The organism is Citrobacter sp. CK188 (assembly GCF_030333525.1).
GTDB classification, from domain to species: domain Bacteria; phylum Pseudomonadota; class Gammaproteobacteria; order Enterobacterales; family Enterobacteriaceae; genus Citrobacter_B; species Citrobacter_B koseri.
Window position 1 is genome coordinate 118612 of sequence record NZ_JAOWFU010000038.1, and the last position, 23392, is coordinate 142003.

The following is a 23392-nucleotide window of genomic DNA, read 5'->3' on the forward strand; positions in this document are numbered from 1 at the left end:
CCACAGCGATGCCGGATGGCGCTAACGCTTATCCGGCCTACGGTTTGCGCATTGTTGTAGGCCGGACAGCCGTCCGGCAAAAATAACTTAAAGGTGAGAAGTTAATATGTCTAAACCATTTGTCTGGCAGGAACCGTTTGTTCAAAGCAAAGATACGACGGAATATGAATTACTCAGCGACAAGCACATTACGGTAACGGAGTTAGACGGTGAAGAGGTTATCAAAGTCGCGCCTGAAGCGCTGACTCTGCTGGCCCAACAGGCATTTTATGAAGCCTCGTTTTTCCTGCGCACCGCGCATCTGAAGCAGATTGCCAGCATCCTGCACGATCCGCAGGCCAGCAGTAATGATAAGTACGTCGCGCTGCAACTGTTACGCAATGCCGAAGTCTCGGCGAAAGGCGTACTGCCAAACTGCCAGGACACGGGAACGGCAACCATTGTGGCGAGCAAAGGTCAGCACGTCTGGACAGGCGGCAACGATGCCGAAGCCCTGAGCAAAGGCGTGTACATCACTTTCCAGGAAAATAACTTACGCTACTCCCAGAACGCCCCGCTGGACATGTACACCGAGGTAAATACCCAAACCAACCTGCCCGCCCAGATTGATATCAGCGCGACGCCGGGTGACGAATACCGGTTTCTCTTCGTCAATAAAGGCGGCGGTTCCGCCAACAAAGCGGCGCTGTTTCAGGAAACCAAATCTATTCTGCAACCCGAAAAACTCACCGCTTTCCTGATCGAAAAAATGCGTTCGCTGGGAACAGCAGCCTGCCCGCCTTACCATATCGCTTTTGTGGTTGGCGGATTGTCTGCCGACCAGGCGCTGAAAGTGGCGAAGCTGGCCTCAACCAAATATTACGACACCCTGCCGACCAGCGGAAACGAGCTGGGCCAGGCGTTTCGCGACACGGCGCTGGAAACAACCCTGCTCAATGCCAGCCGCGAATTTGGCATCGGAGCACAGTTTGGCGGCAAATATTTCGCTCATGATATCCGCGTTATCCGCCTGCCGCGTCACGGCGGTTCCTGCCCCATCGCAATGGCGCTCTCCTGCTCTGCCGACCGCAATATTAAAGCGAAGATCAACAAACGCGGCATCTGGCTGGAAAAACTCGAACACAATCCGGGAAAATTTATTCCTGAATCCCTGCGCGTGGAAAACAGCGCCCAGACCGTACAGCTCGATCTCAACCGTCCGCTGCGCGAGATCCTGCATAACCTTTCCACGCTGCCTGTCGGCACCCGACTGTCGCTGAACGGCCCGATTGTCGTCGCCCGCGATATCGCGCACGCCAAAATTAAAGAGCGTCTGGATAACGGCGAACCGATGCCGGACTACATGAAAAATCACATTGTTTATTACGCGGGGCCAGCCAAAACGCCGGAAAAACAGGCCTGCGGCTCGCTCGGCCCGACCACCGGCGGACGCATGGACGGCTATGTTGACGCCTTCCAGGCGGCGGGCGGCAGTTTGATCATGCTTTCGAAAGGCAACCGCAGTCAGCAAGTAACCGAGGCCTGCCACAAGCATGGCGGCTTCAATCTTGGCAGCATTGGCGGCGCCGCCGCGCTTCTGGCGCAGCAGTACGTTAAAAGCTTACGCTGCCTTGAGTATCCCGAACTGGGGATGGAAGCCGTGTGGATGATGGAGGTCAAAAACCTGCCCGCCTTTGTGCTGGTGGATGATAAAGGCAATAACTTCTTCAGCCAGTTTGAGCAGCAACATCGCTGCGCGACCTGTCCGGCAGGACATTAAGGAGCATTTATGGAAGCGCGAGCCAATACTGACAGGCACCGCCAGCGGCAGCAAAAACTGAAAGAACAGGTGGACACCCGTGTGGCAGCGGCCACGGAACAGAAAGGAGTCCTGATTGTTTTCACCGGGAACGGTAAAGGAAAATCGACGGCGGCCTTTGGCACCGCGACCCGCGCGGTCGGTCACGGCAAAACCGTTGGCGTCGCGCAATTTATTAAAGGTCAGTGGGATAACGGTGAATACAACACGCTGCAACCGCTTGGCGTTGAGTTTCACATTATGGGCACCGGTTTTACCTGGGAGACGCAGGACCGGGAAGCGGATATACAGGCGGCGGAAGCCGTCTGGCAGGAAGGCAGGCGTATGCTCGCCGACCCGCGTTACGATCTGGTGGTGCTGGATGAACTGACATACATGCTGGCTTATCACTACCTGGACACCCAGGACGTGATCGCCGCGATTGTGAATCGTCCCGAACAGCAGAGCGTGATCGTTACCGGTCGCGGGTGTCATACGCAGTTACTGGAACTCGCCGATACGGTCAGCGAAGTCCGCCCGGTGAAGCATGCATTCGATAGCGGCATTCAGGCGCAGGCCGGGATAGACTGGTAGCCGCGCCTTTGCCTGATGGCGCTGCGCTTATCAGGCCTACAGTCCTCACCGCCTGTAGGCCGGATAAGGCCATTGGCCGCAGCCCTCACCGCTTATAGGCCGGATAAGGCCACCGGCCGCCATCCGGCATCAGTTCTCACCGTTTGTAGGCCGGATAAGGCCACTGGCCGGCATCCGGCGTCAGCGCTCCACCGCTGAGATTACCGATTTTTGCAGCAGCCAGTCACGGAAGATCTGTAAATACCGGGATTCCGCTTTTTCTTCACGCCACGTCATAATAAACCGGTTCCCTGTACGCATCGGCACATCGCAGGGAATCACCATCTCACCGTTATCCAGATCGTGCTGGATCGCAAACCGGGGCAATAGCGCCACGCCCAGATTAGAACGCACGGCGGCAATCAGCATCGACAATAAATCAAAGCGCGGGCCTTTATTCACCAGCGGACTGTTGATATCCGACAGCGCGAACCATTCCTGCCAGCCTTTGATGCGCGTACTTTGATGCAAAAGGGGAAATTCATTGAGCAACTCTTCTACGGTCAGTTTTTGATTCGGCTGAGGTAAAAGGCTGCCACTGCATACGGGTAAAATTTCCTCTTCAAATAAATACTCCACCTCTGACCAGGGCGAGCAAAAATCTTCCCGCATAATGGCGGCGTCATACTCACGGTTAAGAAAATCGCCAATATTCGCCAGCGAATGAATATTAACGATAATGTCAGGATTTATTTTATTAAATTCACGTAAATTCGGAATCAGCCAGTGGGTACTGAACGTTGGGTTCACCGCCAGCTCAATGACCTGAACGGTGGGTTGCCAGGTCATTATCGTATTGGTATCGCGTTCAAGTTTGTTAAGTGTTTCTTTAACAATGCTCAGATAATGCTTACCGGCTGCATTTAAAAAAATTCGCTTTTTGGCATGGTTAAATAACGAGGTATGTAAAAAATCCTCCAGCGCATTCACCTGCCGGAACACGGCACTCTGAGTCAACGCCAACTCTTCTGCTGCCCGGGTATAGCTTTCGTGACGCGCCACCACTTCAAAAGTCACCAGTAATTCGGTCTTGGGTATCTTTCCTCTCATAACGTCTTCCATATGCAGCGTACAAAAATAGTTTAATTTATAAAAAATTAATGCAACCCCTCCAGATTATCCCCGAGAGTTATATTTTATTTTCTCCGCTAATGTCATTGATCCACTCCATGATTTACGCACACTGCCAGTGTTTAAATATTAAGCAATAATACTCAACCCCGACAATAAACACAATTTAAACGCGGTTAATTACAGGCAAATAGTGCTAATAAGTTCTTAATAATTTTTCATGTTAACTTGTTTTATGGAGAAAAAATGTTGCGAGGTGAATCAATATTATTTGTGGTTTATTTAAGGAGGATTTAACACGCGGCATAACAGAAAGCGACTGTTTATGTGTCTGATAATTTTCTGTTCGTTACCTGCTGGCAGGATGATATTAATAACAATAAGCGCGGGTAAACGTTTACCGCAGCAAGATGCTTATTTTCAACACGGTTAAGCGGCAAAACAGGCAAAAAAAAGGTCACCAGAAGGTGACCAACCATGTCGAAAACGGACCAGCCCTGCATCCTTCGCGCTTCAGGTATTCCCCTGTCGCACGAAGGAGTCGGGCCTTATTGCTGCTTTTTGAGAATTACTTCATTACGGCTTTCAGCGCTTCGCCGATATCCGCCAGGCTACGAACGGTTTTCACGCCTGCGGCTTCCAGCGCGGCGAATTTCTCATCCGCCGTACCTTTACCACCCGCGATAATCGCGCCCGCGTGACCCATACGCTTGCCTTTCGGCGCGGTAACGCCCGCGATGTAACCAACAACCGGCTTGGTTACGTGTTCTTTGATGTATGCCGCCGCCTCTTCTTCCGCACTGCCGCCGATCTCACCGATCATCACGATCGCTTCAGTCTGCGGATCTTCCTGGAACAGTTTCAGGATATCGATGAAGTTAGAGCCCGGGATCGGGTCGCCGCCGATGCCCACACAGGTGGACTGGCCGAAACCGTAGTCAGTGGTCTGCTTAACCGCTTCATAGGTCAGCGTACCGGAGCGGGACACGATGCCCACTTTGCCCGGCTTGTGGATGTGGCCCGGCATGATGCCGATTTTGCACTCGCCAGGGGTGATCACGCCCGGGCAGTTCGGGCCGATCATGCGCACGCCCGCTTCGTCAAGCGCGACTTTCACGGTCAGCATATCCAGCGTCGGGATGCCTTCAGTGATGGTGATAATCAGTTTGATGCCCGCGTCGACAGCCTCCAGAATGGAGTCTTTGCAGAACGGCGCCGGAACGTAGATAACCGTTGCGGTGGCGCCAGTGGCTTCTACCGCTTCACGCACGGTATTGAACACCGGCAGACCCAGATGCGTGGTGCCGCCTTTGCCTGGCGTTACGCCGCCCACCATCTGCGTGCCGTAAGCAATCGCCTGTTCAGAGTGGAAAGTCCCCTGGCTACCGGTAAAGCCCTGGCAGATAACCTTGGTGTTTTTATCGATTAAAACAGACATTATTTCCCCTCCACTGCGGCAACAACCTGCTGAGCTGCATCCGTCAGACTTTTCGCTGCAATAATATTCAGGCCGCTGTCAGCCAGTTTTTTCGCGCCGAGTTCGGCGTTGTTGCCTTCCAGACGTACAACAACCGGTACGCTAACACCCACTTCTTCTACCGCGCCGATGATACCGTCGGCAATCAGGTCGCAACGGACGATGCCGCCGAAGATGTTAACCAGAACCGCTTTCACGTTGTCGTCAGAGAGGATGATTTTGAACGCTTCGGTTACGCGCTCTTTGGTCGCGCCGCCGCCTACGTCGAGGAAGTTAGCCGGTTCGCCGCCGTGCAGTTTAACGATGTCCATCGTGCCCATCGCCAGACCTGCGCCGTTAACCATGCAGCCGATGTTGCCGTCCAGCGCCACGTAGTTCAGTTCCCACTGCGCCGCCTGTGCTTCACGCGGGTCTTCCTGAGACTGGTCGCGCATTTCACGCAGATCCGGCTGGCGGAACAGCGCGTTGCCGTCAGCGCCCAGTTTGCCGTCGAGACAGATCAGATCGCCTTGCTTAGTGATCACCAGCGGGTTGATTTCGATCAGCGCCAGATCGCGCTCAAGGAAAATGGTCGCCAGACCCATAAAGATCTTCGTAAATTGCTGAACCTGCTTACCTTCCAGACCCAGTTTGAACGCCAGTTCGCGGCCCTGATACGGCATTGGGCCCGCCAGCGGATCGAGGGCGATTTTGTGGATCAGGTGCGGGGTCTCTTCCGCCACTTTTTCGATTTCCACGCCGCCTTCGGTGGAGGCCATAAAGACCACGCGGCGAGAACTACGGTCAACAACCGCGCCAAGATACAGCTCTTTATCGATATCGGTCGCCGCTTCAACCAGAATCTGGTTGACCGGTTGACCGTTAGCGTCTGTCTGGTAGGTCACGAGGCGTTTACCCAGCCAGTGTTCCGCAAACGCGCGAATCTCTTCTTTGCTGTTAACAACCTTCACACCGCCCGCTTTGCCACGGCCGCCTGCGTGAACCTGACATTTTACTACCCACGGACCCGCGCCGATTTTTGAAGCGGCTTCTTCTGCTTCACGCGGAGTAGTACAGGCATAACCCACCGGCGCCGGTAAGCCATAGCGGGCAAAAAGTTGTTTTGCCTGATATTCATGTAAGTTCATGTGTTCTGTCCATCCTTCAGGTAATCGTTATCTTTAAACCTGTAGGCCCGATAAGACGCGGCTGCGTCGCCATCAGGCATCTCACCAGCGCCTTATCCGGCCTACAGGGCAGGTGACACTAAAAAGTGACTACACGTCCAGCAGCAGACGCGTCGGATCTTCCAGCAGCTCTTTAATGGCGACCAGGAAGCCCACTGATTCACGACCATCGATCAGACGGTGATCGTAAGACAGCGCCAGGTACATCATCGGCAGGATCTCAACCTTGCCATCTACCGCCATCGGACGATCTTTGATCGCATGCATGCCGAGGATTGCGCTCTGCGGCGGGTTGATGATCGGGGTAGACATCAGCGAGCCGAACACGCCACCGTTGGTGATGGTGAAATTACCGCCGGTCAGATCGTCCACCGTCAGCTTACCGTCACGCCCTTTCACGGCCAGTTCTTTGATTTTCTTCTCGATATCCGCCATGCCGAGGGTATCGACATCACGCAGTACCGGCGTTACCAGACCACGCGGCGTGGAAACCGCCATGCTGACGTCGAAGTAGTTGTGATACACCACGTCGTCGCCATCAATGGAGGCGTTCACTTCCGGGTAGCGTTTCAGCGCTTCAACCACCGCTTTCACGTAGAAGGACATGAAGCCCAGACGAATGCCGTGACGTTTTTCAAACGCGTCGCCGTACTGCTTACGCAGATCCATGATTGGCTTCATGTTGACTTCGTTGAACGTGGTCAGCATCGCGGTGGAGTTTTTCGCTTCCAGCAGACGCTCGGCTACGCGCTTGCGCAGACGGGTCATCGGGACGCGTTTTTCACTGCGAGCGCCAAGCGCAAGCTGTGCGGCAGGCGCGGCTTCCGGCGCTTTGGCTTCCGCTTTCGCCGGTGCCTTCGCCAGATGTTTTTCCACATCTTCGCGCGTGATGCGACCGCCTACGCCCGTGCCTTTGATGGCGCTGGCGTCGAGGTTGTGTTCACCCAACAGACGGCGGATCGCCGGGCTGAGGGCATCGTTGTTCTGCTCGGATAGCGACGCCTGCTGGCGCTGCGCCGGTGTAGACGCTTTCTCTTCAGATTTGGCGCTGGTCTCTTTACCGGAGCTGTTGCCTTCACGCAGGCGCCCCAGGATCTGGCGAGACGTTACCGTCGTACCTTCATCTTCCAGAACCGCATCCAGAATGCCGTCAGCCGATGCCGGTACTTCCAGTACCACTTTGTCAGTTTCGATTTCTACCAGCACTTCATCACGCTGGACACTATCGCCCGGTTTTTTGTGCCAGGTCGCAACGGTTGCGTCCGCTACGGACTCAGGCAGGTCGGGAACAAGAATATCTACGCTACTCATTATTTATCCTTTAATTAATCGACGTTCAGCGCGTCATTAACCAGATCTTGTTGCTGTTTCTGGTGAACGGACAGATACCCTACCGCCGGAGAGGCGGAGGCCGGGCGACCTGCGTAACGCAGAGCAGACCCAAATGGAATCACTTCACGGAAATGATGCTGACTACAGTACCATGCGCCCTGGTTGAGCGGCTCTTCCTGGCACCAGACAAAATCATGTACGTGGGCGTACGGTTTCAGCGCTTCCTGAACCGCTTTGTGCGGGAACGGGTAGAGCTGTTCAATGCGCACAATGGCGACATCTTTCTGATCGTTTTTACGACGTTGTTCCAGCAGGTCGTAATAAACCTTACCAGAACACATCACCACGCGCTTCACGCCTTGCGGATCGAGCTCATCAACCTCGCCAATCGCTGGCTGGAAGGCGCCGTTGGCCAGTTCGTCCAGGCTGGAGACCGCCAGCGGATGACGCAGCAGCGACTTCGGCGACATAACAACCAGCGGACGGCGCATACCGCGCAGCGCCTGACGACGCAGCATGTGGTAAACCTGCGCCGGGGTGGACGGGACGCAAACCTGCATGTTCTGCTCAGCGCAAAGTTGCAGATAACGTTCCAGACGCGCGGAGGAGTGCTCCGGCCCCTGCCCTTCGTAGCCGTGCGGCAGCAGCATCACCAGACCGCACATCCGCCCCCATTTCTGCTCGCCGGAGGAGATGAACTGATCGATCACCACCTGCGCGCCGTTGGCGAAGTCGCCGAACTGCGCTTCCCAGATGGTCAGGGTGCGCGGTTCAGCGGTCGCATAGCCGTATTCGAACGCCAGCACCGCTTCTTCAGACAGGACGGAGTCCCAGACGCGGAAGGTGCCCTGACCGTTATGAATGTGCTGCAACGGCGTATACGTGGAACCATTTGCCTGGTTATGAATCACCGCATGACGGTGGAAGAAGGTGCCACGACCGGAGTCCTCACCGGACAGACGCACCGGAATCCCCTCATCAACCAGCGTGGCGTAGGCCAGCGTTTCCGCGCCGCCCCAGTCGAACAGCTTCTCGCCAGCGGCCATCGACTGACGATCGCCGTAAATTTTGGCGACGCGCGACTGCATTTCTACCGCTTCCGGCACCGTGCTGATGCGTTTAGCCAGTTCCTGCAAACGCTTCATTTCCACCTTATTCGGGTAGCTCTCATCCCATTCATGGTTGAGGTACGGCGACCAGGTAAAGGAGTGCATGTTCATCGGACGCCACTCTTTCACCACGCATTCGCCTGCATCCAGCGCATCGCGGTAGAGGTTGACCATTTCAGTGGCGTCTTCCAGCGTAGCGACCTTGTCCGCTTCCAGCTTGTCGGCGTAGAGTTTACGCGGCGTCGGATGCTTTTTGATTTTCTGGTACATCAGCGGCTGGGTTGCGCTCGGCTCGTCGGCTTCGTTATGGCCGTGACGGCGGTAGCACACCAGATCGATGAAGACATCGCGTTTAAAGGTGTTACGGAAGTCCAGCGCCAGACGGGTAACGAAAGCCACCGCTTCCGGGTCATCCGCGTTAACGTGGAAAATCGGCGCCTGAACCATCTTGCCGATGTCGGTGCAGTATGGGGTGGAACGCGCATCCAGCGGGTTGGAGGTGGTAAAGCCCACCTGGTTGTTGATGACGATACGCACCGTACCGCCCACTTCGTAACCACGCGCTTTGGACATGTTCAGGGTTTCCTGAACCACGCCCTGGCCCGTCACTGCGGCGTCGCCGTGAATGGTGATTGGCAGCACTTTATTGCTGCTCGGCTCATCCAGACGATCCAGACGGGCGCGCACGGAACCGATCACTACCGGGCTGACGATTTCCAGGTGCGACGGGTTAAACGCCAGCGCCAGGTGAACCAGACCGCCTTCGGTTTCGATATCAGACGAGAAGCCCATGTGGTACTTCACGTCGCCGGTGCCGAGGTGTTCTTTATGTTTGCCCGCAAATTCGTCGAACAGATCCTGCGGTTTTTTACCCAGCACGTTGACCAGCACGTTCAGACGACCACGGTGCGCCATACCCAGCACCACTTCGCGGGTGCCGCTGTTGCCCGCATGACGGATCATCTCTTTGAGCATCGGGATTAACGCATCGCCGCCTTCCAGCGAGAAGCGTTTCGCCCCCGGGAATTTCGCCCCCAGATAACGCTCCAGCCCTTCGGCGGCGGTCAGTTCGTTGAGGAAGCGTTTTTTCTCTTCCGCGCTGAAGGCGGCGCGGCCGGATTCGATACGCTGCTGAATCCAGCGTTTCTCCTCGGTGCTGGTGATGTGCATATACTCGGCGCCAATCGGGCCGCAGTATGTTTGTTTGAGCGCGGAAATAAGTTCGCCCAGCTTCATCGTCTCTTTGCCAATCGCAAAAGAACCTACGTTAAAGCTTTCCTGGAAATCGGCCTCTGTCAGATCGTGGAAAGAGGGGTCCAGATCCGCCACGTTTTCTTGCTCCCACAGTCCCAGCGGATCGAGATTCGCATGCTGGTGACCACGGAAACGATAAGCGTTGATAAGTTGCAGGACTTTGACCTGCTTCGTATTGGTGTCAGGGTCGGAAATCGAAGAAGAGTAACGTGAGGCATCCTTCGCCAGACGACGGAAATAATCACGCGTTTTTGAATGGAATTGATCCGGTTTGACTCCGGTGCCAGGTAACTGCTGGAACGTCGAACGCCAGTTAGCGTCTACCGAGTCAGGATCGGTTAAGAAGTCTTCATAGAGCTGTTCTATCCAGCTCTGGTTTGCGCCAGAGAGGTAAGAAGAGTCCAACCAGGCTTTCAAAGCGCTGTTCTGCATCGTGATCCCTTAAGCATTCTGTATGCTTACTTCGCCGTGGATACTACCACGCACATTGCTGTGCGTGCCGGGGTTCACTTGCGAGCTCTTCTCTGTGTAGCGGCTCGCGAAGGAACCTTTAGAAACTGTCTAACCATCAGGGCAGTTTTTAAAGGTTTCCTGCATTTCAAACCGGTGGTGGCCCCGTAGACCTGATAAGCGTAGCGCCATCGGGCAATATATGCCGGATGGCGACGCCAACGCCTTATCCGGCCTACGGGACTGTCATTTACTGCGCTTACCGGCGTTATTATTTACGCACTGCGTTGCAACAACATCGACTTAATATGGCCGATGGCGCGCGTCGGGTTCAGTCCCTTAGGACATACACTGACGCAGTTCATGATGCTATGACAGCGGAATACGCTGAATGCATCGCTCAGGCCTTCCAGGCGGCTGTCGGTCTCGGTATCACGGCTATCGATCAGGAAACGATACGCCGCTAACAGGCCTGCCGGGCCGATAAACTTATCCGGGTTCCACCAGAACGACGGGCACGACGTTGAACAGCACGCACAAAGAATACACTCATACAGCCCATCGAGTTTTTCACGCTGCTCGGGCATCTGTAAATGCTCACGAGCGGGTGGATTTTGCCCATTATTCAATAAGTAAGGCTTAATCTTCTCATATTGTGCGTAGAATTGCCCCATGTCTACCACCAAATCGCGGATAACCGGTAAACCAGGCAGCGGACGGATAACAATCTTCTTACCCGGCTGGTGTAGCGCCGAAACCGGCGTAATACACGCCAGGCCGTTTTTGCCGTTCATGTTCAGGCCATCTGAACCGCACACGCCTTCACGGCATGAGCGACGGAAAGAGAGGCTGGGATCTTTCTCTTTCAGCTGCATCAGCGCATCCAGCAGCATCATGTCACGCCCTTCTTCGCCTTCCAGGGTGTAATCCTGCATGCGCGGAGCGTCATCAACATCCGGGTTATAGCGATAAATCGAAAACTCGAGTTTCATTTTCCTGTCTCCGCATTAGTAAGTACGAATCTTCGGCGGGAATGCCGGGCGCAGTTTCGGTTCCATATTGACGCTACGACGCGTCATGGATTCCGTCTCTGGCAGATACAGGGAATGGCACAGCCAGTTTTCATCATCACGATCCGGGAAGTCGAAGCGGCTATGCGCGCCACGGCTTTCGGTACGGAAGTTGGCGGATACCGCAGTTGCGTAAGCCGTTTCCATCAGGTTGTCCAGCTCCAGACACTCGACGCGCTGGGTGTTGAACTCGCTAGAGGTGTCATCCAGACGGGCGTTTTTCAGACGCTCGCGGATCACCTTCAGTTGCTCAAGCCCTTTCGCCATCGCGTCACCTTCACGGAATACCGAGAAGTTGTGCTGCATACATTCCTGCAACGCTTTACGGATAACCACCGGATCTTCGCCGTCACGGTTGTTGTTCCAGCGGTTGAGACGTTCCAGAGAGGCCTCAATGTCAGACTCGCTGGCGTCACGCAGCGCGCCCTGCTCGGCAATGGACTCCTGCAAATGCAGACCGGCCGCACGTCCGAAGACCACCAGGTCAAGCAGCGAGTTGCCGCCCAGACGGTTAGCGCCGTGTACGGATACGCAGGCGATCTCACCCACCGCGAACAGGCCAGGAATCACCACGTCTTCACCCTGCTCGTTCACGGTCAGCGCCTGACCGGTCACTTTGGTCGGGATACCGCCCATCATGTAGTGACAGGTTGGGATAACCGGGATCGGCTCTTTAACCGGGTCAACGTGCGCAAAGGTACGGGACAATTCGAGGATACCCGGCAGACGGGATTCGAGCACTTCTTTACCCAAATGGTCGAGCTTCAGTTTCGCGTGCGGCCCCCACGGGCCGTCGCAGCCGCGACCTTCACGGATTTCGATCATAATAGAACGCGCGACCACGTCACGACCGGCCAGGTCCTTCGCGTTCGGGGCATAGCGCTCCATAAAGCGCTCGCCATGTTTATTCAGCAGATAACCGCCTTCACCACGGCAGCCTTCTGTCACCAGCACGCCCGCGCCCGCAATACCGGTCGGATGGAACTGCCACATTTCCATATCCTGCACCGGAACACCGGCACGCAGCGCCATACCCACGCCGTCGCCGGTGTTGATATGAGCGTTAGTGGTGGACTGGTAAATACGGCCTGCGCCGCCGGTCGCCAGCACGGTTGCGCGCGCTTTGAAGTAGACCACTTCGCCGGTTTCGATACACAGCGCAGTACACCCCACTACCGCGCCATCCTGGTTTTTCACCAGATCCAGCGCATACCATTCAGAAAAAATGGTGGTGTGGTTTTTCAGGTTCTGCTGGTACAGCGTGTGCAACAGCGCGTGACCGGTACGGTCAGCCGCTGCTGCGGTACGCGCCGCCTGTTCGCCGCCGAAGTTTTTCGACTGGCCGCCGAACGGACGCTGATAGATACGGCCATCGTCAAGACGGGAGAAAGGCAGCCCCATGTGCTCCAGTTCCAGAATCGCTTCCGGGCCGGTTTTGCACATATATTAAATCGCGTCCTGGTCGCCGATGTAGTCCGACCCTTTTACGGTATCGTACATGTGCCATTCCCAGTTATCTTCATGGGTATTACCGAGCGCCACGGTGATGCCACCTTGCGCGGATACGGTATGGGAACGGGTTGGGAAGACTTTGGAGAGCAGCGCACAGGTCTGGCCGCTCTGGGAAATTTGCAGCGCTGCGCGCATACCTGCGCCGCCTGCGCCAATAACAACAGCATCAAATTCTCTGACTGGCAGTTTCATTACACACCCCACACCACAACAAATCCATAAATGACGTAAACCACCAGCGCAACAACGATTGCCAGCTGTAGCACAAGGCGCAGGGCCAGAGGTTTAACGTAGTCGGTCAACACCTGCCACATGCCAATCCAGGCATGAATCAAGATGGAGAAAAGTGCCAGCAGGGTGAAGACTTTGGTGAATGCCGATGAGAAGAAACCGCTCCAGACATCAAAGGTCAGCTCGCCGCTTATTGCGAAAAAGCCCACCATATAAACGATGTAGAGGGTCAGAACGATAGCGGTAGCACGGACCAGGATGAAGTCATGTACGCCATTGCGTCCTAATGCGGAGGCGTTGCTTACCATACGAGGACTCCTGCGAGAAGTGAAAGCACGACAGTAATAACAAAAGAGATTTTGGCTGAGCGTTTACCCGCTTCGAATGTTTCTTCCAGATAGCCAAAATCCATCATCATGTGACGAATACCGACCACGACGTGATACGCCAGCGCGGTGAGGATGCCCCACATAATAAATTTAACAAAGAAGCTCCCCATGATGGCGGATGCCTGCTGGAATCCTTCAGGGGAAGAGAGGCTGGTGCCCAATAACCACAACAGAATCCCGACCGCCACGAAGGTGATCACTCCAGAAACGCGATGGAGAATGGACGCTATCGCCGTGATTGGGAACCGGATCGTTGTCAGATCCAGATTGACAGGTCTTTGTTTTTTCACATTTCTTATCATGAATAACGCCCACATGCTGTTCTTATTATTCCCTTTGGACTTCGGGTACAGAGGGTGAATCTACCTGTAGCCAGAAAGACGACGGGATTTCCTTCCTCCGGTCTGCTTGCGGGTCAGACAGCGTCCTTTCTATAACTGCGCGTCATGTAAAACACTGCTTCCAGTTGCTAAAACGACACGTTACAACGCTGGGTGGCTCGGGATTGCAGGGTATTCCGGAGACCTGGCGGCAGTATAGGACGTTCACAAAATCATTACAATTAACCTACATATAGTTTGTCGGGTTTTATCCCGAACAGTGACATAGGTCACGATAACAACATTTATTTAATTTTTAATCATCTGATTTGACAAACATTAAACAAAGTTGTTACAAACAACACCAGAAAAGGCATATAATGCGCAAAAGTTATGGGGTCACTCTTTCACCTGCTAATAAGTTATGTAACAGTGTGGCGGTATTGACCAATTTATTCAGGACAGTTATTAGTGATAGTCAGGTTTAATAATTCGGATTGCTAAGTTGTTGATTTGTTGCTAATTCGCCATAAGTTAACTGTTTTTACCTGCAAGCGCCCATTGCTCTGTACCCTGGTTTTCTCCTCTTTCGCAGAGCGGCGAGCCAAATAACAAACTGGTAACGGTTGATTTATGTAACGAAGCAAATCTCACTGAGTAGTCTTAAGCAATAAGGCGCTAAGGAGACCGTAAATGGCTGATACAAAAGCAAAACTCACCCTAAATGGTGACTCTGCTATTGAACTGGATGTGCTAAAGGGCACACTCGGTCAAGACGTTATTGATATTCGTAGTCTCGGCTCAAAGGGGATGTTCACTTTTGATCCAGGTTTCACCTCTACCGCATCCTGCGAATCCAAAATCACCTTCATCGACGGCGACGAAGGCATTCTGTTACATCGCGGCTTCCCGATTGACCAACTGGCTACCGAGTCTAACTATCTGGAAGTATGTTACATCCTGCTGTACGGCGAGAAACCGACCCAGGCAGAGTACGACGAGTTCAAAACCACCGTCACACGCCATACCATGATCCATGAGCAGATTACCCGTCTGTTCCACGGTTTTCGCCGCGACTCGCATCCGATGGCCGTTATGTGCGGCGTCACCGGCGCGCTGGCTGCGTTCTACCACGACTCGATGGATGTGAATAATCCGCGTCATCGTGAAATCGCCGCGTTCCGCCTGCTGTCCAAAATGCCGACAATGGCGGCAATGTGTTACAAGTATTCTATCGGTCAACCGTTCGTCTACCCGCGCAACGACCTCTCCTATTCCGGCAACTTCCTGAACATGATGTTCTCCACACCGTGCGAAAACTATGAAGTTAACCCAGTGCTGGAACGCGCAATGGACAGGATTCTGATTCTTCACGCCGATCACGAACAGAACGCATCGACGTCAACCGTCCGTACCGCAGGCTCCTCCGGCGCGAACCCGTTCGCCTGCATCGCGGCGGGCATTGCCTCCCTGTGGGGACCGGCGCATGGCGGCGCGAACGAAGCGGCGCTGAAAATGCTGGTAGAAATCAGCTCTGTTAAACACATCCCGGAATTTATTCGCCGGGCAAAAGACAAGAATGATTCTTTCCGCCTGATGGGCTTCGGTCACCGTGTTTACAAAAACTATGACCCGCGCGCTACCGTCATGCGTGAAACCTGTCACGAAGTTCTGAAAGAGCTGGGCACCAAAGATGACCTGCTGGAAGTCGCGATGGAGCTGGAACACATCGCGCTGAACGACCCGTACTTTATCGAGAAGAAACTCTACCCGAACGTAGACTTCTACTCCGGCATCATTCTGAAAGCGATGGGCATTCCGTCCTCCATGTTCACCGTGATCTTCGCGATGGCGCGTACCGTGGGCTGGATTGCACACTGGAACGAAATGCACAGCGAAGGCATGAAAATCGCCCGTCCGCGTCAGCTGTACACCGGCTACGAAAAGCGCGATTTCAAGTCTGATATTAAGCGTTAATCATCCTGGCCATCGGGTAACACCGGTGGCCTTTATTATTTACTGAAACTCTGGCAACAATATTCATCTTGCCAATATAACCTTTATTACTCCAGTCACTCCCAATATATTACCGCCGAAAAAATAGCTATTTCCTTTCACATAGCATCAATAGCTAATGCATTATTTGACCTTTAAAACCATTAGATATTTAATCCAGCGCAATTGGATGCAGGTAAAGGCTAAATGGAATGGGCGATATTATTTACCTGAGAATCACAGGTGAAGAACAAGGAAACATTTCGGCGGGATGTGGAACATATTCGTCAACAGGTAATCGCTGGCAAAAAGGGCATGAAGACGAGATCTTCGTATTTTCGCTATTCAGCGCATTGAGTAATACAGGAAGAGGTATTAACCTTCAGGGACTCAGATTCAGCAAATTAATCGATAAAAGCACCCCGCTATTTTGTAATGCAATCACTAATAATGAAAAGCTGTTCATTGAAATTGATTTCTGGCGAATAAACAGAACGGGCCGATGGGAACGCTATTATTATATTCAACTAAGAAATGCTTCTGTAAGAAGTATTCAAACGCATGTGGCCCTTAATGAGCTGGATACCGAAGAGATTGCGGTATCATATGATTATATTCTTTGCAAACACCTCATTGCCAATACCGAATTTGACTACCTGGCATTTCCCGCTGAATATAACCACTTGTTTATGCCGCAGCGCCCTCAACCGGTGAATCCCCCCAGACCAGCGGCAATAAAAATCACGCCCCCCAGCCAACATCCCCCAAAAATCACACCGGTCTATGCTAAATCCTGCCTGAAAGCGAAAGGATGTACGGACGCCGGGAACACAGAAGAACCGGCAGAAAACTTCGGCCAGATGGCGATCTTTGCACAATCTTCAGTCGATGATTGTTGCGGATATACGCAGCCCACAGAAGCCTCAGCCATACCGCTGGCTCTGGGCGGACTGGCGCAGGTGTGGGGGGAGTGGCCGCTTAGCGGTACGCTCAGTGCGACAAGAGCGATACCTTATGTAGGAGCACTGGCTTCCGCTCTGTATATATCATCCGCTGGCGAAGGCAGCGCGCGCGTTCCCGGGCGTGATGAATACTGGTACGAAGAGACCCTCAGACAGAAAGCGCTAGCCGGAAGTACCGCTACCACCCGGGTACGCTTTTTCTGGGGTGCCGACACTCACGGCGCACCTCAGGTCTATGGCGTACATACAGGGGAAGGTACCCCTTATGAAAACGTCCGCGTCGCGAACATGGTGTGGAATGATGAACATCATCGCTATGAATTTACGCCTGCTCACGACATAGACGGGCCGTTAATTACCTGGACACCGGAAAACCCCGTGACTGGTGATTTACCTAATCACACCGGAAGCAATGTTCCACCGCTTGATCAGCCAACCATTCTGGTGACACCAATCCCGGATGGCAAAAATGAGTACACCACGCCACCGTTCCCGGTGCCGGATGTCGCCGATTTTAACGATTATATTCTGGTCTTTCCGGCCGATTCAGGCATTCAGCCGATATATGTTTATCTTCGTGAAGATCCGCGCAAACAACCCGGCACGGCAACCGGTTACGGCGAAATTTTACCCGAAAATAGTCGTTGGCTTGAGGCCGCCAGTTCAGGGCTGGGAGCGCCGATACCTGCACAGGTCGCAGATAAGCTGCGAGGAAGAACGTTTCGCAACTTTGACCATTTCAGAAAAGAGTTCTGGCTTGCGGTGTCGGAATGCCCTGAACTGATGTCACAGTTTAGTAAATCGAATCAAACCAGAATTCTTAGTGGCAACGCACCATTTAGCATTCCTTCTGAACAGGTAGGAGGCAGACCATGGTTTGAAATTCACCATCTTGATTTTATTATTAATGGTGGTGCAGTCTTTGATATGGATAATATGCGCGTTAACACTGTAAAAAATCACATTAAAAATCACTCAAATAAGTAGAGAGGATACACATGGAACTAAAACAACGTCTTGAAGACTACACTGAATCCGAATTCATAGAATTCCTGAATGAATTTTTTGAAAACCCTGGCAATCTGAAAGGAAGAGAATTTGAATCTCACTCTAATAGGCTAGTCAAACACTTCGATAAAATCGTGGATCATCCTGAAGGTAATGGTTTGATTTTTTATCCCCCGGATGACAGGGAGGACAGTCCACAAGGCATCATTGAAGAAATTAAAAGATGGCGAAAATCTCAGGGACGCCCATCATTCAAAGACTCTGAGTAAATACGAGGCCCTGTATTTAACAACACATTAGAAAAGTGAACATATGATTCATTTTAAACAAAAACTCGAAGACTACACTGAATCCGAATTCTTAGACTTCCTAAATGAATTCTCCGCAAACCCGCGCTACCAGGGAGAAATGGACCGTGAATCTTACATCGACTCATTAGTCGATCATTTCGATAAAATCGTGGATCATCCTGAAGGCAATGGTTTGATTTTTTATCCCCCGGATGACAGGGAGGACAGTCCACAAGGCATCATTGGAGAAATTAAAAGATGGCGTAAATCCCAGGGACTTCCCCCGTTCAATCACAGAAAAAACTCAGATACAAACCTAAGGAAATTCAAATGACAATACTGGTTACGGTTCAGGCTCAGCTCATTGTGGGTGAAGCGCAGGTGATAGAGAGTCTGGCCCCCGAAGGTTCATTTGCAGCAGTGTTTGAAGACGATGGAAAAACGGGATATTTCTATGCCCTTGATGAGTCTGTTGATGGTAATCCTATCAGAGATGCTCTACATATCTACAATACAGAAGACGTTTCAGACGGGCATATCCCGTCTGATGTGAAGATCGGTTGGTCAGAAGACAGCAGGAAATGCGTGCTTTTAATTAATAATTATCCGCATGGTGTATTTGATTTTGAATCTAAAAATGGATACTGCCGAAGTGGCTTCCCACCCCCAATCAATCAGGAATGGTCTGTTTCAGGTCACAACTGGAATGATACCGTTGATGATTTTTTCAGATGATTTGTGAATAACCCACAGGTGTCAGGCATATCAATACTGTCGAGGTAAAATTAAAGTATCCTCCTGTCAGTATAAAACAGTACCAGACACCTGTTATTCAGTTCTGGTTTAGCCCGCTTTTATTGACGCCTGATATTTTTTTCAGCGTACTTTTTCTCTATGCTGTATCGATACACTTGATTGGATATCGCCAGGGAGCACAGGATGCCGGTTTTGCAGTGGGGTTTGTTGTTCCTGCTATCACTCCTTCTTTCGCTGGCTTTTCTCTGCATCCACCTTCCGGCGGCGCTGCTGCTCGGCCCGATGATTGCCGGTATCGCATTCAGTCTGAAAGGCATTACGCTGCGACTCCCCCGCTCCACTTTTCTCGCAGCGCAGGCCATTCTCGGCTGCATGATTGCGCAAAACCTTACTGGTTCGATTCTCACCACGCTGGCGGTGAACTGGCCGGTGGTGTTAGCCATTCTGCTGGTGACGCTGCTCTCCAGCGCGGTGGTCGGCTGGCTGCTGGTGCGCTACAGCTCACTGCCAGGCAATACCGGCGCATGGGGTTCCTCCCCCGGCGGCGCGGCGGCAATGGTGGCGATGGCGCAGGACTACGGCGCGGATATCCGCCTGGTGGCGTTTATGCAGTACCTGCGGGTACTGTTTGTCGCAGGCGCCGCCGTGCTGGTCACGCGGCTGATCCTCGGCGACAGCGCAGAAGCGGTCAGCCAGCAGATTGAGTGGTTCCCGCCGCTGAGCGGCAATCTGTGGAGCACGCTGCTGCTGGCTGCGGTTGCAGGTTTCACCGGGCGCATATTGCGCATTCCTTCCGGTACGATGCTGGCACCGATGATCGTCGGCGCATGGCTTCATGCAGGCGGCATGATCGTGATTGAACTGCCGGAATGGCTGCTGGCGATTGCGTATATGGCCATTGGCTGGCGCATCGGATTAGGGTTCGACAGGCAGGTCTTCTTTATGGCGCTGCGTCCGCTGCCGCAGATTCTGGCCTCCATCTTTGCCCTGATGGCGATTTGCGCGGCGATGGCCTGGGGACTCGCCCACTACATGCAGATTGATTTTATCACCGCCTGGCTTGCCACCAGCCCCGGCGGGCTGGATACCGTGGCGGTGATCGCCGCCGGTAGCAACGCCGACATGGCGCTAATTATGGCGATGCAAACCCTGCGGCTGTTCAGCATTTTGTTGACCGGGCCTGCGGTTGCTCGTTTTATTTCAACCTATGCGCCGAAACAGCCGCAGGCATAAAAATGTTTAATTTAAATTATACTTAAACCCAACCCTGATCTGGTATTCATTTTTGGTGTCATCGCCATCTTTATATTCATCCAGATAACCTAATTCAAAGAAGGGATAAAAACGCGGCGTTGCATGGAAGTTAAAAACAAAATTATGTTGCAGCGTATGGTTTTTACCATTCGCATATTCAAATTTATCACCATGCGTTTTACTGTAATATGTTGGATTATATTGTACCCAAAAATCTGGCGTAAAATATTTGGTCAGATAAATATCAACGCGATGTTCCGAAGAGTCATCCCAGTCGCCCTGTAGCGTCTGGCTGTCGTGATTTTGATGATTATAGCGATAGCGTAAAACGGCACCCAGCGTTGGGTCAAAGTGATAACCAATGCCGAGGTAAGGATCGATACGCGAACCGGCGGACTCCCAATGGAAGACAACCCCAGGCTCAAGCCAGAAGTCGCTCTCGCCCAGCGGGAACGGCTTGTTAAACTCCGCTTCTTCGTAACTACTCTTCCACTGCTCCATATTTTTACCGAGATCGGAGTCCGTCTCAAAACTCCAGTACATTCGGGCGAAAATACTGTTCGGGTCCTGCACCACGCCTGTCAGCATCAGTCGTTGTAAAAAACGCTCGCTGGCCGTACGATATTGTGTGCGTGGCGCAAAATAAACCGTCGTAAACGGTTTTTCTTTTGCCTGTGGCGCCGTCGTTGAATGACTGTTATTGTCCGCAAAAACGCTGGCGGAAGGCATGACCAGTGCAGCCGCTAATAGGGCTGTATTCATATTCTTACTTTTCATTATATTTTCCTTGCAGAAACAGAGATAAAATCTCCCCCTGCTAACTGAATAGCATTATTATTTAACAGGAGGAGTGGGATATTACCAGTAACTATTCCAGCATGACGTTGCGCGGGTAATGGCCTCCATCAGGAAATAATCACCCCAGGCACAGCATTCATTCACGCCGACGTTACCTTTAAAATAATAAACAGAATGTTTTAATAATCCTTCGCCTTCTTTGTGCTCCAGATTGAGATAGCCGTCGAGCATCCGCTCAATCATTCGCAATGCCAGCGCCTCATAACTTTCGCGATCGGGATGAGTCGCCGGAAGCTGTTTTACCAGCTCCAGCAAGGCGCAGGCGAGAATCGCGCTGGCAGAACTGTCTTTTTCGCTGTTGGGATCGGTCAGCGCCAGATCCCAGTAACAGACCAGGTCTTCCGGCAAACGGTTAATAAAATAGTTTGCCAGCGTCTGGCTCAATTCCAGCAGTTTCTCATCCCCGGTATAGAGGTAGTTCAGCAGAAAACCATACACGCCCCATGCCTGCCCACGCGACCAGCAGGAATCGTCGGAGAACCCCTGATGGGTATTGCCAAAACGTGGCTCACCGGTGTGAACATCCATATAGTACGTGTGAAACGTCGAGCCGTCCTCGCGCACAATATAGCGTCGCGCCTGCTCAATATGGCTTTTCGCCGCCTGTGCATAGCGCGGGTCGCCCGTTGTCGCACTGGCCTGATACAACAACGGCAGATTCATATTGCAGTCAATGATCATCCTCCCCTGCTGTTCCGGGTTATCCAGCTCGCCCCACGCCTGAATAATGCCGCACTTGTCGTGATAGCGCTCCATCAACACTTCTGCCGCCTGCTGGGCGATATATATTGCCTCCCGGTTATCGGTCAATTTGCTGGCAGCCACGCAGGAAAGGCTGTACAGAAACCCGAGGTCGTGGTGGTTAGTGTGGTCGCGCTTTGCGATACGTTCGCCAAAGGAGCGAACATGCTGCTCGGCTAACGCGCGATATGCGGCATTCCCTGTCCACTCCCATGCCAGCCACAGTTGCCCGTTCCAGAAACTGGTCGTCCACTCCTGATTATCGATAATCGGATAGATACCGTTTTTACATGCCGCGTCGGGAAAACGCTGGCCGAAATAAGCGCTGTTACGATCAACAGCCTTTAAAATCACCGGCAACGCATGACGAATTTTCTGCGCGATAGCAGCGCGCTCGCCGCGCTGTAGCGCAACAGGGACAATCGTTTCTTTACGGATAGTTGCAGACATAATTCTCTCGTTTTCTTTACTTTAATGAATGGCTTCTTGCCCGTGGGCAGGGATGGCGGCGTTTTTTTTATGCTGATAGCAGGGAGATAGCGTGATGGCGGAGATCCCGGTAAATATCAGCGCTATGACGCCCATAATCAGATAGGTGTGTTCAAAACCGATCTTCTGGTAGGCATACCCGGCAGGCGGCGCCACCACGATAGAGCCGACGTAAATCATGGCCTGATAACCCAGCAGATACATCGTGGCGTTGACGCGCTTGTCGAAGTGTTCGGCGATATATTTGAAAACCGAGACCAAAATCAGCGCAATTTCAATTCCATACAGCGGTTTCACCAGGCAGATAATCAGCGGATCGTTGGTTAACCCGGAGATAATCAAACGCAGGCTGATCACCAGCCCTGTCAGGAGCATCCCCTGCTTGGCGCCGATGCGGTTAATGATGGCGGGCACCAGCATCATGCCGAAGAACTCGGCGGCGGACTGCGCGGTGCTCATATAGCCAAACATGGCGTTTCCTTCCTCTTTGGTACTGAAGAAGGTGACGAAATAGCGAGAGAATTGCTGCTCGGCAATAAACATCATCCATGCCACACCCGCGATATACAGGGAGAAGGTCCAGAACTTTTTATTGCGCAGCAGCTGGAACACATCGCCAATGACAATCTTCTCTTTCGACAGAACGTTGTTTTCTTCCTGACCAAAGTGATCGACCTTCAGCGTCAGCAGCACCGCGAACATGCACAGCGCGGAAACGGTACTGATAACAAAGTTGATTTTGGGGGAGATATTGTAGAGATAGCCGGAAAACGACGACGCCGTCGCCCAGCCCAGCGCCGCCCACATGCGGATGCGGCCAAACTCCATGTCATACAGACGGCTGAAACGGTCAACATACGACTCTTCCGCCGCCACGCCCGCATACCAGCCGAGGCTGAAAAACAGCGCGCCGACAATCATTCCGCTGACAAAATGGGTTTGCAGCAGCGGCAGATAGCACCAGATGTAAAACGGCGCCATCAGTGCCGAAACAATACAGACAAAATAGAGCAGGTGTTTTTTCATGCCCATTTTGTCCATGATGTAGCCGTAAACGGGTTTGATAATCACCGCAAAAACGCCGTTAACGGCAAACACCGTGCCGATTTCCACGCCATCCAGCCCGGCTTTATCCCCCAGCCAGATAGCATACAGGCCAAAACTGGCCGCCCAGGTAAAGGTAAACAGAAATACAAACAGACTCAGCTTAATGTAAGCCGAACGTGTCGACTGAACAGGGTTCATCAT

20 protein-coding genes and 1 pseudogene are annotated in these 23392 nt (G+C 52.7%); 9 read left to right on the forward strand and 12 right to left on the reverse strand.

Annotated features, from left to right (window positions below; genetic code table 11):
* The first annotated feature begins 106 nt into the window (after window positions 1–106).
* Both OGV67_RS21065 and cobO read left to right on the forward strand, forming a co-directional pair.
* Window positions 107–1759 carry a class I fumarate hydratase gene (locus OGV67_RS21065; RefSeq protein ID WP_071259700.1) on the forward strand — a complete coding sequence of 551 codons (1653 nt, stop codon included), beginning with the start codon at window positions 107–109 and terminating at the stop codon, window positions 1757–1759.
* Between the two features lie 9 nt (window positions 1760–1768).
* Window positions 1769–2371 (forward strand): cob(I)yrinic acid a,c-diamide adenosyltransferase, encoded by a 603-nt coding sequence (gene cobO, locus OGV67_RS21070; protein WP_012133266.1) that lies wholly within the window; start codon window positions 1769–1771, stop codon window positions 2369–2371.
* 180 nt (window positions 2372–2551) lie between these two features.
* Here the strand turns inward: cobO and OGV67_RS21075 are convergent, their stop codons facing one another.
* The 9 genes and pseudogenes from OGV67_RS21075 to sdhC form a co-directional block, all read right to left on the reverse strand.
* Window positions 2552–3460 carry a LysR family transcriptional regulator gene (locus tag OGV67_RS21075; protein WP_024130527.1) on the reverse strand — a complete coding sequence of 303 codons (909 nt, stop codon included), beginning with the start codon at window positions 3458–3460 and terminating at the stop codon, window positions 2552–2554.
* A 589-nt stretch (window positions 3461–4049) separates the two neighbouring features.
* Window positions 4050–4919 (reverse strand): succinate--CoA ligase subunit alpha, encoded by an 870-nt coding sequence (sucD, locus tag OGV67_RS21080; protein ID WP_012133270.1) that lies wholly within the window; start codon window positions 4917–4919, stop codon window positions 4050–4052.
* Window positions 4919–6085 carry an ADP-forming succinate--CoA ligase subunit beta gene (gene sucC, locus OGV67_RS21085; protein WP_012133271.1) on the reverse strand — a complete coding sequence of 389 codons (1167 nt, stop codon included), beginning with the start codon at window positions 6083–6085 and terminating at the stop codon, window positions 4919–4921. Before sucC ends, sucD begins: the two co-directional genes overlap by 1 nt.
* A gap of 129 nt (window positions 6086–6214) precedes the next feature.
* Window positions 6215–7435: a 2-oxoglutarate dehydrogenase complex dihydrolipoyllysine-residue succinyltransferase gene (gene odhB, locus OGV67_RS21090; protein WP_200003509.1), complete on the reverse strand. Its 1221-nt coding sequence runs from the start codon at window positions 7433–7435 to the stop codon at window positions 6215–6217.
* A 14-nt stretch (window positions 7436–7449) separates the two neighbouring features.
* Window positions 7450–10251 carry a 2-oxoglutarate dehydrogenase E1 component gene (gene sucA, locus OGV67_RS21095; protein ID WP_012133275.1) on the reverse strand — a complete coding sequence of 934 codons (2802 nt, stop codon included), beginning with the start codon at window positions 10249–10251 and terminating at the stop codon, window positions 7450–7452.
* 293 nt (window positions 10252–10544) lie between these two features.
* Window positions 10545–11261, reverse strand: a complete 717-nt coding sequence (gene sdhB, locus OGV67_RS21100) for a succinate dehydrogenase iron-sulfur subunit SdhB (protein WP_049011591.1) — start codon at window positions 11259–11261, stop codon at window positions 10545–10547.
* Between the two features lie 15 nt (window positions 11262–11276).
* A pseudogene (sdhA, locus tag OGV67_RS21105) lies at window positions 11277–13043 on the reverse strand (succinate dehydrogenase flavoprotein subunit).
* Entirely contained in the window at window positions 13043–13390 is a 348-nt protein-coding gene (gene sdhD / locus OGV67_RS21110) for a succinate dehydrogenase membrane anchor subunit (RefSeq protein WP_012133278.1), read from the reverse strand. Before sdhD ends, sdhA begins: the two are co-directional and overlap by 1 nt.
* Window positions 13384–13788 (reverse strand): succinate dehydrogenase cytochrome b556 subunit, encoded by a 405-nt coding sequence (sdhC, locus tag OGV67_RS21115; RefSeq protein WP_047458089.1) that lies wholly within the window; start codon window positions 13786–13788, stop codon window positions 13384–13386. The genes sdhD and sdhC overlap by 7 nt, the downstream gene beginning before the upstream one ends.
* Window positions 13789–14171: 383 nt before the next feature.
* On the opposite strand from sdhC, the gene OGV67_RS22210 reads away from it, so the two are divergent.
* The 7 genes from OGV67_RS22210 (at window position 14172) to OGV67_RS21145 (ending at window position 20035) form a co-directional block, all read left to right on the forward strand.
* On the forward strand, window positions 14172–14279 hold the full coding sequence (locus OGV67_RS22210) for a hypothetical protein (RefSeq protein ID WP_418222314.1): 108 nt from the start codon (window positions 14172–14174) through the stop codon (window positions 14277–14279).
* A gap of 205 nt (window positions 14280–14484) precedes the next feature.
* The gene (locus tag OGV67_RS21120; RefSeq protein ID WP_012133280.1) at window positions 14485–15768 is read left to right on the forward strand and encodes a citrate synthase; all 1284 of its coding nucleotides are present in this window, start codon (window positions 14485–14487) and stop codon (window positions 15766–15768) included.
* A gap of 230 nt (window positions 15769–15998) precedes the next feature.
* On the forward strand, window positions 15999–17735 hold the full coding sequence (gene tssD / locus OGV67_RS21125; protein WP_115614955.1) for a type VI secretion system tube protein TssD: 1737 nt from the start codon (window positions 15999–16001) through the stop codon (window positions 17733–17735).
* 11 nt (window positions 17736–17746) lie between these two features.
* Complete coding sequence (locus tag OGV67_RS21130; RefSeq protein ID WP_049011593.1) at window positions 17747–18025, forward strand: bacteriocin immunity protein; 279 nt, start codon at window positions 17747–17749, stop codon at window positions 18023–18025.
* Between the two features lie 43 nt (window positions 18026–18068).
* A complete protein-coding gene (locus tag OGV67_RS21135; RefSeq protein WP_104868913.1) occupies window positions 18069–18380 on the forward strand; it encodes a bacteriocin immunity protein in 312 nt (103 codons plus the stop codon).
* Complete coding sequence (locus OGV67_RS21140; protein ID WP_049011595.1) at window positions 18377–18781, forward strand: DUF2251 domain-containing protein; 405 nt, start codon at window positions 18377–18379, stop codon at window positions 18779–18781. The genes OGV67_RS21135 and OGV67_RS21140 overlap by 4 nt, the downstream gene beginning before the upstream one ends.
* A 204-nt stretch (window positions 18782–18985) precedes the next feature.
* Window positions 18986–20035, forward strand: coding sequence for an AbrB family transcriptional regulator (locus OGV67_RS21145; RefSeq protein WP_115614956.1), 1050 nt, complete (start codon window positions 18986–18988; stop codon window positions 20033–20035).
* Window positions 20036–20041: 6 nt separating this feature from the next.
* Here OGV67_RS21145 and OGV67_RS21150 read toward each other — a convergent pair whose 3' ends face one another.
* The 3 genes from OGV67_RS21150 to OGV67_RS21160 all read right to left on the reverse strand — a co-directional run bounded on the left by OGV67_RS21150 (window position 20042) and on the right by OGV67_RS21160 (window position 23392).
* Window positions 20042–20833, reverse strand: coding sequence for an oligogalacturonate-specific porin KdgM family protein (locus tag OGV67_RS21150; RefSeq protein ID WP_115614957.1), 792 nt, complete (start codon window positions 20831–20833; stop codon window positions 20042–20044).
* 81 nt (window positions 20834–20914) lie between these two features.
* The gene (locus OGV67_RS21155) at window positions 20915–22105 is read right to left on the reverse strand and encodes a glycoside hydrolase family 88 protein (RefSeq protein WP_115614958.1); all 1191 of its coding nucleotides are present in this window, start codon (window positions 22103–22105) and stop codon (window positions 20915–20917) included.
* Between the two features lie 21 nt (window positions 22106–22126).
* On the reverse strand, window positions 22127–23392 hold the full coding sequence (locus tag OGV67_RS21160; RefSeq protein WP_115614959.1) for an oligosaccharide MFS transporter: 1266 nt from the start codon (window positions 23390–23392) through the stop codon (window positions 22127–22129).

Excerpts from the sequence above, each read along its gene's own strand:
- odhB (WP_200003509.1), bottom strand. The coding sequence starts at position 7,435 with ATGAGTAGCGTAGATATTCTTGTTCCCGACCTGCCTGAGTCCGTAGCG.
- sdhB (WP_049011591.1), bottom strand. The coding sequence starts at position 11,261 with ATGAAACTCGAGTTTTCGATTTATCGCTATAACCCGGATGTTGATGAC.
- OGV67_RS21075 (WP_024130527.1), bottom strand. The coding sequence starts at position 3,460 with ATGAGAGGAAAGATACCCAAGACCGAATTACTGGTGACTTTTGAAGTG.
- sucA (WP_012133275.1), bottom strand. The coding sequence starts at position 10,251 with ATGCAGAACAGCGCTTTGAAAGCCTGGTTGGACTCTTCTTACCTCTCT.
- OGV67_RS21160 (WP_115614959.1), bottom strand. The coding sequence starts at position 23,392 with ATGATGAACCCTGTTCAGTCGACACGTTCGGCTTACATTAAGCTGAGT.
- OGV67_RS21150 (WP_115614957.1), bottom strand. The coding sequence starts at position 20,833 with ATGAAAAGTAAGAATATGAATACAGCCCTATTAGCGGCTGCACTGGTC.
- OGV67_RS21120 (WP_012133280.1), top strand. The coding sequence starts at position 14,485 with ATGGCTGATACAAAAGCAAAACTCACCCTAAATGGTGACTCTGCTATT.
- OGV67_RS21135 (WP_104868913.1), top strand. The coding sequence starts at position 18,069 with ATGATTCATTTTAAACAAAAACTCGAAGACTACACTGAATCCGAATTC.
- OGV67_RS21140 (WP_049011595.1), top strand. The coding sequence starts at position 18,377 with ATGACAATACTGGTTACGGTTCAGGCTCAGCTCATTGTGGGTGAAGCG.
- OGV67_RS21145 (WP_115614956.1), top strand. The coding sequence starts at position 18,986 with ATGCCGGTTTTGCAGTGGGGTTTGTTGTTCCTGCTATCACTCCTTCTT.
- OGV67_RS21130 (WP_049011593.1), top strand. The coding sequence starts at position 17,747 with ATGGAACTAAAACAACGTCTTGAAGACTACACTGAATCCGAATTCATA.
- sucD (WP_012133270.1), bottom strand. The coding sequence starts at position 4,919 with ATGTCTGTTTTAATCGATAAAAACACCAAGGTTATCTGCCAGGGCTTT.
- sdhC (WP_047458089.1), bottom strand. The coding sequence starts at position 13,788 with ATGTGGGCGTTATTCATGATAAGAAATGTGAAAAAACAAAGACCTGTC.
- sucC (WP_012133271.1), bottom strand. The coding sequence starts at position 6,085 with ATGAACTTACATGAATATCAGGCAAAACAACTTTTTGCCCGCTATGGC.
- OGV67_RS21065 (WP_071259700.1), top strand. The coding sequence starts at position 107 with ATGTCTAAACCATTTGTCTGGCAGGAACCGTTTGTTCAAAGCAAAGAT.
- OGV67_RS21155 (WP_115614958.1), bottom strand. The coding sequence starts at position 22,105 with ATGTCTGCAACTATCCGTAAAGAAACGATTGTCCCTGTTGCGCTACAG.
- OGV67_RS22210 (WP_418222314.1), top strand. The coding sequence starts at position 14,172 with ATGCGCAAAAGTTATGGGGTCACTCTTTCACCTGCTAATAAGTTATGT.
- sdhD (WP_012133278.1), bottom strand. The coding sequence starts at position 13,390 with ATGGTAAGCAACGCCTCCGCATTAGGACGCAATGGCGTACATGACTTC.
- tssD (WP_115614955.1), top strand. The coding sequence starts at position 15,999 with ATGGGCGATATTATTTACCTGAGAATCACAGGTGAAGAACAAGGAAAC.
- cobO (WP_012133266.1), top strand. The coding sequence starts at position 1,769 with ATGGAAGCGCGAGCCAATACTGACAGGCACCGCCAGCGGCAGCAAAAA.